Genomic DNA, 15705 nt, shown 5'->3' with positions numbered 1-15705 from the left:
GCATCATGAGTCCCATGCCGACGATCAGCCGCACCATGACATTCGTCATGGCTGTGACATGCGGCGTCCTTGCCGCCAACCTCTATTATGCGCAGCCCGTCCTCACGCTGATCGGCGCGAGTTTCGACATGGCGCCCGCGCTGGAAAGCCTGCTGGTTACGGCCACGCAGCTCGGTTACGCGCTCGGCCTCGTGCTCCTGGTGCCGCTCGGCGACATCGTCGACAACCGGCGGCTGATCCTCGCAACGATCCTGGCCTGCATTCTCGGGCTCGTGGCCCTGGCGCTGGCGCCCGGGCTCGGCTGGCTCTTCGGCGCCATGATCCTGGTGGGCGCGGCATCCTGCGCGGCGCAGATGCTGGTTCCGCTTGCCGCGCATCTGGCGCCGCCCGAGCGGCGCGGCGCCGTCGTCGGCAATGTCATGGCGGGTCTGCTCGGCGGCATCCTCCTGGCCCGGCCCGTTTCCAGCCTGAGCGCCGAGTATTTCGGCTGGCAAGGCATCTTCGTCCTGTCGGCCGGGCTTCTCTGCATCCTCTGGCTGGTCTGCCTTCGCATCATCCCCGAGCGCAGCCCGCCGGCGCGGGCCCGCTATGGGGCGCTGATCCGCTCGCTCGGCTGGCTCTTCCTGGAGCAGCCGACCTTGCGCCGACGTGCGCTCTATCACGCGACCATGTTCGGCGCCTTCGCCATGTTCTGGACCGGAGCGCCCATCGTCCTGTTGAGCCCGCCCTATGGCTATAGCGGCCATGCCGTCGCCCTCTTCACCTTGAGCGGCGTTTTCGGTGTCTTCGCCGCACCGCTGGCGGGCCGGCTTGCGGATCGGGGCTATACGCGCGTCGGCACGGCAGCGGCCATGGGACTTGCCGTCGCCGCGATGCTCGTGGCGGCTGTTGCCGGCGGGTCCATGGCGCTGTTCATCCTGTCGGGAATCCTGATCGACCTGGGCGTCCAGGCCAACCTCGTCTTCGGCCAGCGGGAAATCTTCGCGCTCGACGATTCCATCCGCAGCCGCCTGAACGCGGTCTATATGGCGGTGTTCTTCCTGGGCGGGGCCTTCGGATCCGCCATCACCAGTCCCGTCCTGCAGGGCTTCGGCTGGCCGGCGGTCGCTCTTCTGGCGGCGGCCCTGCCGGGCATCGCGCTCGTCTTCGTGGCCACCGAGCGGCGCTCAACCGGCGCCTGAGCCTGCGCCAGAACGGGCGCCAGCCTCCCAGCGGTCCAGAAACGCTTCGATCGGCAGGGACTGCATGTCTGGAATGGAACTGTAGAGCGTCTCCAGCGGCCAGTCCCACCATTGCAGCGCCAGGAGCCTGTCCACGACATGCTGCGGAAAGCGCGGCCGCAAGGTGCGGCCCGGCACCCCGGCCACGATCATGTACGGCGCCACATCCTGGCGGATCACGGCATTGGCGCCAATCACCGCGCCATGGCCCACCGTGACCCCGGGCAGGATCACCGCGCCATGACCGATCCACACATCGTGGCCGATCGTCACATGCGCTGCCCGGCGCCGCGCCCGAAAATCGCCATCGACGGGCAGAAAGCGGAAATACTCGTTGGGGCGGTAGCTGATCTTATGGGTGGTGACCCGCTCCATGGGATGTTCCAGCGCGTTGATCCGCGCATTGGCCGCAATGGATACGAACCGTCCGATCGTCGCGTAGATCGCCTCCCCGCCGCGCTCGACATAGGAGAAATCCCCGAGCGCGACCTCGCGCAGGACGCAGCGGGGACCGACCTCGCAATAGCGCCCCAGCGTCGACTGCTTCACTTCGGCGCTGCCATGGACCTTCGGCGTCTCTGCCCGGAACCGCAGTTCCGTGTCCTCGTCCGGCGCCATGCCGTCATCACCCGCCGTCATGCCTGTTCCCGATCCGGGGCCGCGCCACGCTCCGCCCCCTTTCCCGTCCCTGCGGCTTCATGTATCGCGATGCCAGAGATTGGAGAAGCGCCATGTCGAACGAACCGACGAACACGCCACGGCGCCGTCGCGCCAGCCTGCGCATCGCACTCTGGGTCCTCGTCGCGCTGGTCGCGGCGCTGCTGGTGCTGGTCTGGGCGGTCGGGCTGCGGCAGTTCCGCACCGCCGAGGACGTCGCCGAGCCCTACGGCGTGCCGTTCCAACTCGTCGATCAGGACAACGCGCCCGTCACGGAAAGCATCCTGCGTGGCGGAGCGACCGCGCTCTTCTTCGGCTTCACCCATTGCCCGGATGTCTGCCCCACGACGCTCTACGAACTGGCGGGCTTCCAGAAGCAGCTTGCCGATGAAGGCAAGTCGCTGAACGTCGTCTTCGTCACCGTCGATCCGGCACGCGACACGCCCGATGTCCTGAAGACCTATGTCGCCGCCTTCGGCCCCGGCATCACCGGTGTCACCGGCACGCCGGAAGCGGTGAATCAGATGCTGGACGGCTTCGGTGTCCATCATGAGCGCGTCCAGACGGGCGATGGCTACACGATGGATCATACTGCCTCGGTCATTCTTCTGGGCTCGGCCGGGCAGTTCGTCGGCACGATCGCATACCAGGAAAACTCCGATACGGCGCTCGAGAAGCTCGATCGCCTGACGACACTCTAGCGCAGGCGGCAGACGAGATTGGGCCAAGCACGTTACTTTGCACGCGGTACCCAGCCCGCGGCCGACCGCGCCTATGCCGCACTCGATGCGGCCTTCGGCGATGAAGGCCTGCCCGTCTCCATCTTCGAATGGGACGAGGCGGCAGGCATTTTCGAGGTGGCGGTCTATTTCGACGTCTCGCAGGAGCCGGCGCAGGATGCGGCCATAGCGGCCTTTGCACCGCTCACTCCCGAGCGTGAGGACCTGCCGGATGTGGACTGGATGCAGAGCGTCCTGGCGGAGCTCAAGCCCGTGCGGGCCGGCCGGTTTCTGGTGCATGGCGCCCATGACCGGGGGCGCGTCAAGGCCAACGATATCGGCATCGAGATCGAGGCGGGCCAGGCCTTCGGCACCGGCCATCATGGCACGACGGCAGGCTGCCTCCAGCTGATCGGGGATGTGCTGCGCCGCAAGGCCCCGCAGACCGCCCTCGACCTCGGCACCGGAAGCGCGGTCCTGGCCATCGCCATCGCCAGGCTCGGCCGCATCCCCGTTCTGGCGACGGATATCGATCCGGTCGCCGTGCGGGTCGCGGTGGACAATGTGCGCGCCAACGGGGTCGCGGGCCTTGTCACCGGCGCGGTCGCGACGGGATTTGCCGGCCCTGCCTTTGCAGATGGCGCACGCTTCGACCTGATCGTCGCCAATATCCTGGCCGGCCCGCTCATGCGCCTTGCGCCGCAGATGGAGCGCCGGCTGCAACGCGGCGGCGATATCATCCTGTCGGGCATCCTGGCACGTCAGCGCCGCGCCGTGCTGGCCGCCTATCGCGACCAGGGGCTCTATCACCGCCGCACCTTGCAGATGGGGGACTGGGTCACTCTCCATCTGACCCGGTAGGCACGGCGTGCCAGAAACGCAAAAGGCGGCCGAGGCCGCCTTCCCGATCATGCCCCCGATGGGGCGTGTAGCGAAGCGTCAGTGACGCTCGGGGCTGCATACCTCGAAGAAGGAGCCGCGGCGTCCGACAAGGCTCGTCATTTCGTCCTGCAACATGCCGCGCGCGCTGGCGACCTGCAGCCGCGACGGCAGTCGACGGCCTTCCGCACTGCCGATGCGGCGGGACGGGAAGCCCTGACGGGGCGAAACGGGTGCGGTACGGTGGTTGTTCAGCGTCAACATGATAAAGCCTCTGATGGGTGGTCCTTAGCACCTCTCCCAGCACCGTTATGCTCCATACGAGCCTATTGAGCTATACGGGCAAACGCATAGGTCCGTTTCGCGAAGCGCACGGCAAAGAGCCGGATGTTTTCACACTTCGTTCATGATTCATGAGAGGCACTGATGGTGTTCCAGTCTTTCGAAGAAACCGCGAGTTCTGCCGCCAGCGCCAGCCGGCTGGAAAACCTGCGCTCCGAACTGCGCCATCTTGGCGTGGACGGTTTCATCGTTCCGCGCGCCGACGAGCACCAGGGCGAGTACATTCCCGACGCCTCGGCCCGCCTTGCCTGGCTGACGGGCTTTTCCGGCTCGGCCGGCTACGCCGTCATCCTGCCGAACCAGGCGACGCTCTTCGTCGACGGGCGCTACACGACCCAGGCGCGCGAACAGGTCGACCCGGCCGCCATGGCCACGGGCAGTTCCATCGAGCAACCGCTGGATAGCTGGCTTGCCCGCAACGCCGCCGGCCTGACGATCGGCTTCGACCCTTGGCTCCACACGCGCGGGGAGGTCGAGCGCCTGCGGCGGGCGGGCGCCGAGCATGGCTTCAAGCTCGTATCCCTTCCGCACAACCCGATCGACCGCATATGGCAGGATCGCCCCGCCGCGCCGAAGGGCCAAGTCACCGTCCACCCCGAAACACTGGCCGGGCGTTCGGTGGCCGACAAGCTCGCCGAGCTGTCCGAATCGATCCGCGCCGATGGCGGCACGGCAAGCGTCCTGACCGATCCGTCCTCGATCGCCTGGGCCTTCAACATTCGCGGGGAAGACGTTCCGCACACGCCGCTGCCCCTCTCCTTCGCCATCCTGCGCACCGATGGCAAGCCGAGCCTCTTCATCGATCCGGACAAGCTCGACCGCGCGGCGCAGGCCCATCTGGAGGCGGTGTCGCAGCTTCTGCCCCCGGCACGCTTCGAGCCGGCGCTGGCGGCCCTCGGGCCGGCCGAGCGGGTGCTCCTGGACGATTCCCTCTGCGCCGAGCGCATCGGCAATCTCGTGGCCGAAGGCGGCGCCAAGGTGATCGCCAAGCCCGACCCCGCCCGGCTTCCGCGCGCCCGCAAGAACATGACGGAGGTTGCCGGCTGCCGGGCGGCCCATCTGCGCGATGGCGCGGCAATGGTCCGCTTCCTGCGCTGGCTCGATTCGCAGACGCCCGGCCAGGTGACGGAGATCGATGCCGCCACCATGCTGGAGCGCCTGCGCGCGGAGACCGCCTCGCGCGCGGGGAGCCCGCTCCTCGACATTTCCTTCGATACGATCGCGGGTGCCGGGCCGCATGCGGCTCTGCCGCATTACCGGGTCAACCAGAACTCCAATATCGCCATCGAGGATGGATCGATCTTCCTGATCGATTCCGGCGCCCAGTATCGCGATGGCACGACGGACATTACCCGCACCGTGGCCATCGGCACCGTGGACGAGGAGCGCCGCCGCAAGTTCACGCTCGTGCTCAAGGGCATGATCGCCATTTCCACCATCCGCTTCCCGGTCGGCACGCGCGGACTGGACCTCGATCCTCTGGCGCGCGTGGCCCTGTGGAAGGCCGGATGCGACTACGCCCATGGCACGGGCCACGGCATCGGCTCCTACCTCGCCGTTCATGAAGGGCCGCAATCCATATCCCGCCGCGGCGCGACGGTCCTGGAAAGCGGGATGATCCTGTCCAACGAGCCCGGCTACTACCGCGAGGGCCATTTCGGCATCCGGATCGAGAACCTCATTCTCGTGACCCCGCCCGAGCCGATCGAGGGCGGCGATCTGCCCATGCATGGCTTCGAGACACTCACCTTCGCGCCGATCGACCGCAGGCTCGTCCTGCCCGATCTGTTGGAGTCATGGGAGCGGGCCTGGCTGGATGCCTACCACGAGGATGTGCGAAACAAGCTTGCCCCGCACCTGCCGGACGATGCCGACCGCGCCTGGCTGGCCCGTGCGACAGCGCCGCTGGGCGATTGAGCCCCACCCCGGACGCAAAAGGAGCCATCCCATGAACTTCAGACGGAACCTCGCCTTTGCCGCAGTGCCGGTTGCCCTCGCCCTTCTGGCAGGCTGCCAGTCCGGCGGGCAAACCGAACCTGCGCCGGAGCAGGCGGCCGGCCTGTGCCGTGCCGATGGCGCCGCCGCGCTGGCGGGCCGCGACAGAATGACCGATGCACAGCTTATGGCCGCAACGGGCGCGGCATCGGTGCGCCAGATCACGCCGGGCTCCCCCGTCACCATGGATTATCGTGCCGAGCGCGTAACGGTGGAGACCGACCCGGCCTCCGGCCGGATCGTGGAGGCGCGCTGCGGCTGAGGACAGCACAAACGAAAAGGCCCCGCCGGGATCGGCGGGGCCTTATTGCTACGATGCGCCAAGCCTACTGGCAGAAGCGCCGGGGGCCGTTATAGGGCTGGAACGTCCCGCTGCCCGGATCGAAGCTGCGGTAGCGCTGCGAGCAGTACTGATACCATTCCCGCGTCCAGGGCTGCGGCGCATAGGCGGGCTGCGCGTAGTAGCGGCGCGGTGCCGGCTGGACATAGCGGGGCTGATTGTTGTTGGCGATGGCCGCGCCGACGCCAAGGCCGACAATGCCGCCGATGATGGCGGCCGCCGCTGCGTCGTTGCCGCGATGGCGGCGATAGTAGCGCCGATCGTCCCAGCCGCGCCCACGGTAATAGCCGGGGCCGCCATTCCAGCCCGGGCCACGGTTCCAGCCCGGACCACGGTCCCAGCGCCGGCCGCCACCCCACCCCGGAGGTCCACCCCACGGATCGGCCTTGGCCGAGGTTGCGCCCAGAAGGTTGGAAACGGCCGCGCCGACCGGCCCGGTGGTGTTCTGCGGCACAGCCACGCTGGCCGGCACCATGGCCATACCCAGCGCCACGATCAGCGCTTTGCCGCTCAGTCTGTTGAAGAATGACATGTCACGTCTCCTCGGAGATCCTATGCCCCGATTAACCATTGTCCACCTGAATGGTCGCTGAATGGGAGAGTGCCCGATCGAAGATCCAGGTGCATCGAATGGTTAACGCGCCAAACGCCGATTTGATCGCATGTTGCCGCAAATTTGATCATCAGGCGGTGCCTTGGCTTGCGCAGACCCTTCAATCTGCCCGGACGCACCCCCTATATCGGGGCACATGATGATTCCGGAGGAAGGCTCCCCATGGCTCTATTTCACAGAATGCGCTTCGGCGTTCTGTTCGCTGTCTTCACACTGATCTTCTCGGTGGTGGCGGTGGACTACGCCGAGGCGCGGCGTGGCGGCAGCTTCGGCAGCCGTGGCGGACGCACCTTCCAGTCTGCACCGGCCACCAACACGGCGCCCTCCGCGGCACCCGTGCAGCGTTCCATGACACCGGGCACGCCGGCGCAGGGAACCGCCGGGCGCGCTACCGGCGCCGCCGCCGGTGCGGCGGCCAGCCGTGGCTTTCTCGGCGGCGGTCTGATGCGCGGCCTGATGCTGGGCGGCCTCTTCGGCCTTTTGATGGGCGCCGGCTTCGGCGGCATGGGTGGGCTTCTGGCCATGCTGGTCCAGGTGGCGATCATCGGTGGGCTCATCTGGCTGGCCATGCGCCTGTTCCGGTCGAGGTCCCAGCCGGCAGCCGCGGGCGGGCGCCCCAATGCCACGCACTTCCAGGCGCAGCCCGAACGGCCGATGGGCGGCAGCAATGCCGGCGGCAGACGCGATTTCAGCCATCTGGGCGCAGGCGTCGGCGGGACCGCCCCGACCAACCGGACCAACCTCGCCCAGCCCGACGAACTCGGCATCACGCCCGATGATCTCGGCGTCTTCGAACAAAGGCTGTACCAGCTCCAGGACGCCTTCGGGCGCGAGGACTATGCCGCCCTGCGTGAGATCACCACGCCGGAGATCATGTCCTACCTGTCGGAAGAGCTGTCGCAGAATGCGACCCGCGGCCAGAAGAGCGACGTGCGCGACGTGAAGCTACTGCAGGGCGATATTGCGGAAAGCTGGAAGGAAGGCTCGCGCGAGTTCGCCACGGTGGCCATGCGCTATTCCATGATCATGGTCCTGCGCGACCGGCAGACCGGCGCCATCGTCGAGGGTTCTGAGACCGAGCCGGTAGAGTCGACCGAGGTCTGGACCTTCCTGCGCGATCATCAGGACGAGTGGAAGCTCACCGCGATCCAGGAAGCCTGACGGCACCCCGTCATCCTTCGATGGAAGGGCCGCCGGCGCGAGCCGGCGGCCCTTTTGCATGCGCCGCATCAGCGGCCGATCAGTTTAAACCAGGCGTCTTCGTCGATGACTTCGATGCCGAGTTCCTGCGCCTTCTTCAGCTTGGAGCCGGCGCCCGGACCGGCCACGACGAGGTCGGTCTTGCGCGAAACGGAATCGACCGATTTGGCCCCGAACTCCTCGGCCATGGCCTTGGCTTCGTGCCGCGACATGCGCTCCAGCGCGCCGGTGAAGACGATGGTGCGGCCCGACACGGGCGATGCGGTATCGGCCACCGGGGGGATTTCCTCCTCCGGCCGGACCTCGCGCAGGAGGGCGTCCACCGCCTCGCGGTTGTGCGCTTCGTGGAAGAACTCCACCACGGCGCCCGCCACGATGGCGCCGATGCCGTCCACCGCGTTCAAGGCCTGCCATTCTTCGTTGCCGCGGTCCTTGCGTTCGACCGGCGGCTCGGCTGCTTCCGCCGCCGCTCGCAAATCGTCGAAGCGCAGGTAATGGCGGGCGAGCCGCCTGGCGTTGGTCTCGCCCACATGCCGGATACCGAGCGCATAGAGGAAGCGGGAGAAACTCGGCCGGCGCCGCGCATTGATGGCATCGAAAAGGTTCTTCACCGAACGCGCGCCGAAACCGTCGAAATTCTCCAGCCGCGTCAGGGAGGATGCCTGCCGCTTTTCCAGCGTGAAGATATCCGCCGGACTTGCGATCCGTAAGGACGGGTCCGTCTGCTCGAAGAAGAACTCGACCTGCTTGTCGCCCAGACCCTCGATGTCCAGCGCGTTGCGCGATACGAAATGGCGCAGGCGTTCCACCGCCTGTGCGGGGCAGATCAGGCCGCCCGTGCAGCGCGTCACCACCTCGCCGTCCTCGCGTACGGCATGGCTGCCGCAGGCCGGACAGGTCGTGGGGAAGGCAAAAGGCTCGGCATCGGCAGGCCGCCGCTCGGCGACGATGTCCAGCACCTGGGGGATCACGTCGCCCGCCCGCTGGACGATGACCGTATCGCCGACACGAATGTCGCGGCCCTCGCGCAGGATGGCCCCGCCCTGCCCGATGCCCTTGATGTAATCTTCGTTGTGGAGCGTGGCATTGGACACGACGACGCCGCCCACCGTGACCGGGTCCAGCTTGGCGACGGGCGTGAGCGCGCCCGTCCGGCCGACCTGGATTTCGATGGCGCGCAGCACTGTCATGGCCTTTTCGGCTGCGAACTTGTGGGCGATGGCCCAGCGTGGGAAGCGAGAGACGAAGCCGAGCCGCTTCTGCAAGGCAAGCGAGTCGACCTTGTAGACCACGCCGTCGATATCGTAGCCGAGCTCGGCCCGGATCAGTTCGATATGGTGGTAATGCCCGATCAGGCCCTCGATCGTGTCGAAGCGCCGCATCAGGTCGTTGACCGGAAATCCGAACCGGCCGATCGCCTCCACCACCTCCGACTGCGTTTGCCCCGGAACGGCGCTCGCCTCTCCCCAGGCATAGGCAAAGAAGCGTAAGGGGCGCGCCCGTGTGACGGCGGGATCGAGCTGGCGGAGCGACCCGGCCGCCGCATTGCGCGGATTGGCGAACAGAGGCAATCCCGCCTCCGTCCTGCCGGCATTCAGCGCGGCAAAGTCGGCATGGCTCATATAGACCTCGCCCCGGACCTCGAAGATGTCCGGAGCATCGCCCGTCAACGCGTGCGGTATGTCGTCCACCACGCGGGCATTGGCGGTGACGTCCTCTCCCACGCTGCCGTCGCCACGCGTCGCAGCGCTGACGAGCTTGCCCTTTTCGTAGCGTAAGGAGAGCGAAAGACCGTCGATCTTCGGCTCGGCCGTGATGGCGAGCGGCGCGTCGTCCGACAGTTTCAGGAAGCGCCGCACGCGCCTGGCAAAGTCCGCCACGTCCTCGTCGGAGAAGGCGTTGTCGAGCGACAGCATCGGCACCGAATGGGTGATCTTGCCGAACTTTTCCGACACGCCGGCACCGACGGTCTGCGAGGGCGTATCGGCGCGCTGCAGTTCCGGGAAACGGGCCTCGATGGCCAGGTTGCGTTGGCGCAGCGCGTCATAGGCGGCATCGTCGATTTCGGGCGCGTCGTTCTGGTAGTAGAGGTTGTCGTGGTGGGCGATTTCGCCGGCGAGCGCCGCCAGTTCCTCGGCGGCGTCCTCGAGCGTCAACGCGTCGACTGGCTTCTCCCGCAACATGGATCGGATCAGCTCCCCTGGCCCATCAATTGCACCGCCGCGGCGCGGGCAGCCTCGGTGATGTGCTCGCCGGCCAGCATCCGGGCAATTTCCTCGCGCCGGGCGGCCGTGTCCATCTGCGCGACACGCGTGGAGACGCGCTCCTCGCCGGATTTGGATATCAGAAGGTGCGTATCGGCACGCGCGGCGACCTGCGGCGCATGCGTGACCGACAGGACCTGCACATTGGCCGACAAGCGCGCCAGACGGCGCCCGATCGCATCGGCCACGGCACCGCCCACGCCGGTGTCGATCTCGTCGAAGACGAGCGTCGGCGCCGAACCGCGATCGGCCAGCGCAACCTTGAGCGCCAGGAGAAATCGCGACAACTCACCGCCCGACGCCACCTTCATCATCGGGCCCGCGCGGGTGCCGGGATTGGTCTGCACCCAGAACTCGACCGTGTCGAACCCGGCCGCGCTCGGCGCATCTTCGTGCGTGTCCTGGCGTATGATGAAGCGGGCGCGCTCCAGCTTGAGATCGGGCAGCTCGGCCATTACGGCCGCTTCGAGCTGCCCCGCTGCCGCCTGGCGCCGGGCCGACAAAGCGCGGGCGGCGGTGACGAAGGCTTCCCGCGTTTCATTTGCGGCCCCTTCGAGCTGCGCCACGCGTTCCTCTCCGGCGTCGATCTCCGCCAGTTCCCCGGCCATGCGGGCCGCCAGCGCCGGCAGATCGTCGACCAGCACATTGTGCTTTCGACCGGCCGCGCGCAGCGCAAAGAGGCGCTCTTCGGTAGATTCCAGGGCGCGGGGGTCGAATTCGATCCGCGCCAGCGCCTGTTCAAGGCCGACCTGCGCATCGGACAGCGCGTCCAGCGCCTCGCCCAGGCGCTCCAGCACGCCATCGAGCAAGCCGGGGATCTCCTCGCGGCGGCGGTCCAGCCGGCGCAACAGGCTGGCGAGCCCCGGCACGGGGGAGCCGGGGCCGGACAGTTCCTCATTGGCTTCGTTCACATCGCCCGCGATCTTTTCCGATCGCATCATGGTCTGGCGCCGCGCGGCCAGCTCCTCTTCCTCGCCCGGCTGCGGCGCCAGGATGGTGAGTTCATCCACCACCGCGCGCAGATATTCGCCTTCGCGGGCGGCGGCCTCGATGCGCTCCCGCTGCTGGCGCAGCGCGGCCTCGGCGGCGCGCCAGGTGGTATAGGCGGCTTCCACCTTCGCGGCCTGCGCGGTCAGGCCGCCAAAGGCATCGAGCAGCGTGCGGTGGGCGGCGGCGTCGACAAGCGCCCGGTCGTCATGCTGGCCATGGATTTCGACGAGCGTTTCGCCGAAGGCCCGCATCAGCGCCACGCTGGAAGGCCTGTCATTGACGAAGACCCGCGTGCGCCCGTCCGCGCCCTGGACCCGCCGCAGGATGACGTCGCCATCATCGTCCAGCCCGTTGTCACGCAGGAGCTGGCGTGCGGCGTGCGCGCCCGGAACGTCGAACACGGCCGTTACCTCGCCCTGGGTGGCGCCATGGCGCACCAGCGAGCCGTCGCCGCGCCCTCCGAGGGCGAGCGACAGGGCATCCAGGAGGATCGACTTGCCGGCGCCGGTCTCGCCCGTCAGGACGGACAGACCGGCGCCGAGCGTCAGATCCAGCTTTTCGATGAGTACGATGTCGCGGATGGCCAGATGTACGAGCATGGGTCAGACCCGGCTCCTGGCGGCGTCAGCCCTGAGGAGCCGCGCCGCCGCCGGCCAGGCGCCGCGTGGCATTGCCGAACCAGGAGCCCTGGTTGGCGGCCTGCGGCTCGAGCCCTTCGCGCTGCAGGAGCGCATAGGCATTCTTGTACCACTCCGATTCGGGGAAGTTCTGGCCGAGCACCGATGCCGCGGCCTGTGCCTCCGGGCGGATGCCCATGGCCAAATTCGCCTCGACCAGGCGGTAGAGCGCTTCCTCGACATGGCGGGTCTGGCCGAACGTATCGACCACGGTCTTGAAGCGGTTCACCGCGCCGATGTAGTTGCGCCGCTCCAGGTAGTAGCGGCCGACCTGCATTTCCTTGCCGGCGAGCTGGTCGCGCGCTTCGCGCAGCTTGACGCGGGCATCGGGGGCATATTCGGAATCGGGGTAGCGATCGACGACCTCCTGCATGGCGGCGGCGGCGCGGATCGTGTCGGTCTGGTCGCGGGTGACTTCCGGGATCTGCCGGTAATAGGACAGGCCGATGATATACTGCGCGTAGGCTGCCTCGTCCGAGCCGGGATACAATGACAGGTAACGCCGTGCGGAGGAGACGGCCTCGTCGTAATCGCCATTGCGGTAGGAGGTGAAGGCGCGCATCACGAGCGCCTTGCGCGCCCATTCCGAATAGGGGTGCTGCCGGTCGATCGCTTCGAACTTGGCGGCGGCTTCGCCCAGGCGGCCGGCTTCCAGATTGGCCAGGCCCTGATTGTACAGGACATCGGCCGGCTCGGTCTGCGATGCCAGGGCGAGCGCATCGATATCGGTGTCCTTGCCGGACATGCAGCCGGACAGTCCGACCACGGAACCCGCGAGCAAGACCGCAGCCAGCGACCGCGTGACGGCGAACCGGCCATGATTGGGCAAGAACTGGCGCATAGAAACGTTTCCCCTGCTGCATTCCGGCGGCGGATGATCCGCCAACGCCCTTCTACTTGTCAGGACGGCAGCCGACAATGTTTCAAGGCCTTTCCAACGCGCCTTTTTTGAGGCGGACCGGCGGCACCGCGATCCGTGCGCCTAAAGCTTCTGCGCTTCGTAGGCCGGCGCGGCAACGGCGACGGCCGGCTCCGGGCGCGCCCGCGTGCCCGTCCGCATCGGCAGCTCGACGATCTCGTAGGCCGTGGGATCGGACAGGAGGGCCTGCAAGGCCATGGCGTTCAGCCGATGCCCGCCGCGATAGGAATGGTAGCAACCCAGGATACGCGCGCCAGCCAGCGCCTGATCGCCGATCGCGTCGAGCGTCTTGTGGCGCACGAACTCGTCCTTGTAGCGCAGGCCACCTGGATTGATGATGCGGTCGTCATCGCCGATCACCACCGAATTCTCGAGCGAGGAGCCGAGCGCATGGCCGGAGGCCCAGAGCCGCTCGACATCCTTCATGAAGCCGAAGGTGCGCGCACGGGAAATCTCGTCGCGGAACATGGCAGGGGTCAGGTCGCCCGCAAAGCTCTGCCGGCCGATTGCGCCGGAGGCAAAATCGATCTCGATCTCGAAGCGCGTTCCGTCGTGCGGGCGATACTCCCCGAAGGCTCCACCCATCTCCACCCGGATCGGGCGCAGAACACGGACATAGCGGCGCGCGACGCGCTGCTGCACGATTCCCGCCTCTTCCATGGCCTGGACGAAGGCATGCGAACAGCCATCCATGATCGGGATTTCGCCGCCATCCATTTCGATGACGACATTGTCGACATCCATGGCGTAGAGCGCGGCCATCAGGTGCTCGATCGTGGCGACATGCGGTCCGCCCGGCTCGCCGACCACGGTGGCGAGATCGGTGGAGGAAACATTGGCCGATACGGCGGCGATCTCACGGACGCGTCCGGACGGCCCCGCCAGGTGGAAGACCACGCCGGTCCCGGCGTCGGCGGGATGCAGCGTCATCTCGACCGCTTCGCCGCTGTGAACGCCGACCCCACGAAAGCCGATGCTGGCTCCGATCGTTTGCTGCTGCCTGGCCACACTCAAATCCTTGATCACACCCGCGGGTTGTCCACTGCCATGCCATGCGCTGCAAGAAGCATGTCGGGCGGAGCCCGGGCGCCGCTCCACGCATAAAGGCGGAGCGAAACCATCACGTTGCCGGGAAACTAGGATTTGAGGCCCTTAGGGCCAAATCACGCTTCTTTTCCCCATGTTACCGGGCACAAGCTTAACCGGGGGTAAAAGCGTTACTTTGCAATACCTTAAGTAGAACGGGCCCGCCTCGTGAGAGGCGGACCCGGTCAAAGCTTGCGACGATTTTGTGAAGTCGCGAACCGCTTAGCTGGACTGGCGGCGCAGGAAAGCGGGGATTTCGAGCTGCTCGTCGTCGGATTGGGGCCGAACCTGGCTCACCGGACGGGCCGCCGAGTCAGCCGCCACGCGGCGCGGCGCGTAGGGGTTGTGCTCCGGCTGCGCACGGCGCTCGGCATAGGCTTCCGGCTCTTCCTCGCGGCGCGACAGGCCGCTGGTCAGCTTGCGGATCAGTCCGAGCGCACCGCGCTCTTCGACCGGCTCGTGCTCGACACCGCCGCGGCGCTCCATCTCCGACTGCACCATCGGCGGAAACTCGTCGACGCGGGGCATGCGGGTCTGCTGCGGGGCATGTGCACGCTGCGGGGTCGGCGCGGCGACCTGCGACAATTCCTGCTCCAGCGCATTGGTGAAATCGTCCTCCAGCTCGAGCGGCGCAGCGGCGGCCGGCGCCGGTGCACCCTGATGGAAGGACGGAATCTCATGAGCGGGACGCGGAGCCGGAGCAGCGGGAGCAGCGGCGGCCGGACGGGCCACGGCCGGCGTCTGCTTGACGTGCGGCTCGCGGTCGAAGGCCTCGGCGGCTGTCTTGTCGATGCCGGTGGCCACGACCGACACGCGGATCACGCCTTCCAGGTTCTCGTCGAAGGTGGCGCCCAGGATGATGTTGGCGTCCTGGTCGACTTCTTCGCGGATGCGGGTCGCGGCTTCGTCGACCTCGAACAGCGTCAGGTCACGACCGCCGGTGATGGAGATGAGCAGGCCCTTGGCGCCCTTCATCGAGGTTTCGTCCAGCAGCGGGTTGGCGATGGCGGCTTCCGCCGCGGCCATGGCACGGCCTTCGCCGGAGGCTTCGCCGGTGCCCATCATGGCCTTGCCCATTTCGCGCATCACGGAGCGAACGTCCGCGAAGTCGAGGTTGATGAGGCCTTCCTTGACCATCAGGTCGGTGATGCAGGCGACGCCGGAATAGAGGACCTGGTCCGCCATGCCGAAGGCATCGGCGAAGGTGGTCTTGTCGTTGGCGATGCGGAACAGGTTCTGGTTCGGAATGACGATGAGCGTATCGACGTTCTTCTGCAGTTCCTCGATGCCCTGTTCGGCGATGCGCAGGCGGCGCTGGCCTTCGAAGTGGAAGGGCTTGGTCACGACGCCGACCGTCAGGATGCCCTTTTCACGCGCGGCGCGGGCAACCACCGGGGCCGCTCCCGTGCCGGTGCCGCCGCCCATGCCGGCGGTGACGAAGCACATATGCGAGCCGAGGAGATGGTCGCAGATTTCGTCCAGTGATTCCTCGGCGGCGGCGCGGCCGACTTCCGGCTGCGAGCCGGCGCCTAGACCCTCGGTCACGGCGACGCCCATCTGGATGACACGCTCCGCGCGGGAGGACCGCAGAGCCTGCGCATCGGTGTTGGCGATGACGAACTCGACGCCTTCCAGGCCGGCATTGATCATGTTGTTGACGGCGTTGCAGCCACCGCCGCCGACACCGAACACCGTGATGCGGGGCTTGAGTTCCGTGATATCCGGCTTCTGCAGGTTGATGCTCATATCCAGTTTCCCTTTTCGCAGTTGGCCGCCTCGGCGCGCCGGCCCAAATTCGTTGCTA

General features: G+C 67.3%; 14 protein-coding genes. 6 read left to right on the top strand and 8 right to left on the bottom strand.

Features of this window, described 5'->3' with window-relative positions:
* Positions 1 to 5 precede the first annotated feature (5 nt).
* Positions 6 to 1181: an MFS transporter gene (locus AUL30_RS10360; protein ID WP_083507844.1), complete on the top strand. Its 1176-nt coding sequence runs from the start codon at positions 6 to 8 to the stop codon at positions 1179 to 1181.
* Here the strand turns inward: AUL30_RS10360 and AUL30_RS10355 are convergent.
* A complete protein-coding gene (locus AUL30_RS10355) occupies positions 1167 to 1859 on the bottom strand; it encodes a DapH/DapD/GlmU-related protein (RefSeq protein ID WP_062227811.1) in 693 nt (230 codons plus the stop codon). The genes AUL30_RS10360 and AUL30_RS10355 overlap by 15 nt on opposite strands.
* A gap of 92 nt (positions 1860 to 1951) precedes the next feature.
* Between AUL30_RS10355 and AUL30_RS10350 the strand changes: the two genes are divergently transcribed.
* Both AUL30_RS10350 and AUL30_RS10345 read left to right on the top strand, forming a co-directional pair.
* Positions 1952 to 2578 carry an SCO family protein gene (locus AUL30_RS10350; RefSeq protein ID WP_062227810.1) on the top strand — a complete coding sequence of 209 codons (627 nt, stop codon included), beginning with the start codon at positions 1952 to 1954 and terminating at the stop codon, positions 2576 to 2578.
* Positions 2579 to 2596: 18 nt separating this feature from the next.
* Positions 2597 to 3457, top strand: a complete 861-nt coding sequence (locus AUL30_RS10345; protein WP_062227809.1) for a 50S ribosomal protein L11 methyltransferase — start codon at positions 2597 to 2599, stop codon at positions 3455 to 3457.
* A gap of 78 nt (positions 3458 to 3535) precedes the next feature.
* Here the strand turns inward: AUL30_RS10345 and AUL30_RS10340 are convergent, their stop codons facing one another.
* Positions 3536 to 3739 carry a hypothetical protein gene (locus tag AUL30_RS10340; RefSeq protein ID WP_062227808.1) on the bottom strand — a complete coding sequence of 68 codons (204 nt, stop codon included), beginning with the start codon at positions 3737 to 3739 and terminating at the stop codon, positions 3536 to 3538.
* A gap of 162 nt (positions 3740 to 3901) precedes the next feature.
* On the opposite strand from AUL30_RS10340, the gene AUL30_RS10335 reads away from it, so the two are divergent.
* Positions 3902 to 5734, top strand: a complete 1833-nt coding sequence (locus AUL30_RS10335; RefSeq protein ID WP_062227807.1) for an aminopeptidase P family protein — start codon at positions 3902 to 3904, stop codon at positions 5732 to 5734.
* A gap of 31 nt (positions 5735 to 5765) precedes the next feature.
* Positions 5766 to 6074: an I78 family peptidase inhibitor gene (locus tag AUL30_RS10330; RefSeq protein WP_062227806.1), complete on the top strand. Its 309-nt coding sequence runs from the start codon at positions 5766 to 5768 to the stop codon at positions 6072 to 6074.
* A 64-nt stretch (positions 6075 to 6138) separates the two neighbouring features.
* On the opposite strand, the gene AUL30_RS10325 is transcribed toward AUL30_RS10330, so the two are convergent.
* Positions 6139 to 6684, bottom strand: a complete 546-nt coding sequence (locus AUL30_RS10325) for a BA14K family protein (RefSeq protein ID WP_062227805.1) — start codon at positions 6682 to 6684, stop codon at positions 6139 to 6141.
* A gap of 243 nt (positions 6685 to 6927) precedes the next feature.
* On the opposite strand from AUL30_RS10325, the gene AUL30_RS10320 reads away from it, so the two are divergent.
* Positions 6928 to 7926, top strand: coding sequence for a Tim44 domain-containing protein (locus tag AUL30_RS10320; RefSeq protein ID WP_062227804.1), 999 nt, complete (start codon positions 6928 to 6930; stop codon positions 7924 to 7926).
* 68 nt (positions 7927 to 7994) lie between these two features.
* On the opposite strand, the gene ligA is transcribed toward AUL30_RS10320, so the two are convergent.
* From ligA to ftsZ, 5 genes are all read right to left on the bottom strand, one after another.
* Positions 7995 to 10145: an NAD-dependent DNA ligase LigA gene (ligA, locus tag AUL30_RS10315; RefSeq protein WP_062227886.1), complete on the bottom strand. Its 2151-nt coding sequence runs from the start codon at positions 10143 to 10145 to the stop codon at positions 7995 to 7997.
* Between the two features lie 11 nt (positions 10146 to 10156).
* On the bottom strand, positions 10157 to 11818 hold the full coding sequence (recN, locus tag AUL30_RS10310) for a DNA repair protein RecN (RefSeq protein WP_062227803.1): 1662 nt from the start codon (positions 11816 to 11818) through the stop codon (positions 10157 to 10159).
* Positions 11819 to 11843: 25 nt separating this feature from the next.
* Entirely contained in the window at positions 11844 to 12737 is an 894-nt protein-coding gene (locus AUL30_RS10305; RefSeq protein ID WP_062227802.1) for an outer membrane protein assembly factor BamD, read from the bottom strand.
* Positions 12738 to 12878: 141 nt separating this feature from the next.
* Positions 12879 to 13823 carry a UDP-3-O-acyl-N-acetylglucosamine deacetylase gene (lpxC, locus tag AUL30_RS10300; RefSeq protein WP_157070062.1) on the bottom strand — a complete coding sequence of 315 codons (945 nt, stop codon included), beginning with the start codon at positions 13821 to 13823 and terminating at the stop codon, positions 12879 to 12881.
* Between the two features lie 300 nt (positions 13824 to 14123).
* Positions 14124 to 15647 (bottom strand): cell division protein FtsZ, encoded by a 1524-nt coding sequence (gene ftsZ, locus AUL30_RS10295; protein ID WP_062227801.1) that lies wholly within the window; start codon positions 15645 to 15647, stop codon positions 14124 to 14126.
* Positions 15648 to 15705 lie beyond the last annotated feature (58 nt).

The organism is Aureimonas frigidaquae (assembly GCF_001463905.1).
Classification (GTDB): domain Bacteria; phylum Pseudomonadota; class Alphaproteobacteria; order Rhizobiales; family Rhizobiaceae; genus Aureimonas; species Aureimonas frigidaquae.
Note: the sequence above shows the minus strand (reverse complement) of the source record. Positions and strands in the feature narration are given on the sequence as shown.

What these genes read in the sequence shown, in the direction of transcription:
- AUL30_RS10360 (WP_083507844.1), top strand. Translation starts at nt 6, where the DNA reads ATGAGTCCCATGCCGACGATCAGCCGCACCATGACATTCGTCATGGCT.
- AUL30_RS10355 (WP_062227811.1), bottom strand. Translation starts at nt 1,859, where the DNA reads ATGACGGCGGGTGATGACGGCATGGCGCCGGACGAGGACACGGAACTG.
- AUL30_RS10350 (WP_062227810.1), top strand. Translation starts at nt 1,952, where the DNA reads ATGTCGAACGAACCGACGAACACGCCACGGCGCCGTCGCGCCAGCCTG.
- AUL30_RS10340 (WP_062227808.1), bottom strand. Translation starts at nt 3,739, where the DNA reads ATGTTGACGCTGAACAACCACCGTACCGCACCCGTTTCGCCCCGTCAG.
- AUL30_RS10335 (WP_062227807.1), top strand. Translation starts at nt 3,902, where the DNA reads ATGGTGTTCCAGTCTTTCGAAGAAACCGCGAGTTCTGCCGCCAGCGCC.
- AUL30_RS10330 (WP_062227806.1), top strand. Translation starts at nt 5,766, where the DNA reads ATGAACTTCAGACGGAACCTCGCCTTTGCCGCAGTGCCGGTTGCCCTC.
- AUL30_RS10325 (WP_062227805.1), bottom strand. Translation starts at nt 6,684, where the DNA reads ATGTCATTCTTCAACAGACTGAGCGGCAAAGCGCTGATCGTGGCGCTG.
- AUL30_RS10320 (WP_062227804.1), top strand. Translation starts at nt 6,928, where the DNA reads ATGGCTCTATTTCACAGAATGCGCTTCGGCGTTCTGTTCGCTGTCTTC.
- recN (WP_062227803.1), bottom strand. Translation starts at nt 11,818, where the DNA reads ATGCTCGTACATCTGGCCATCCGCGACATCGTACTCATCGAAAAGCTG.
- AUL30_RS10305 (WP_062227802.1), bottom strand. Translation starts at nt 12,737, where the DNA reads ATGCGCCAGTTCTTGCCCAATCATGGCCGGTTCGCCGTCACGCGGTCG.
- ftsZ (WP_062227801.1), bottom strand. Translation starts at nt 15,647, where the DNA reads ATGAGCATCAACCTGCAGAAGCCGGATATCACGGAACTCAAGCCCCGC.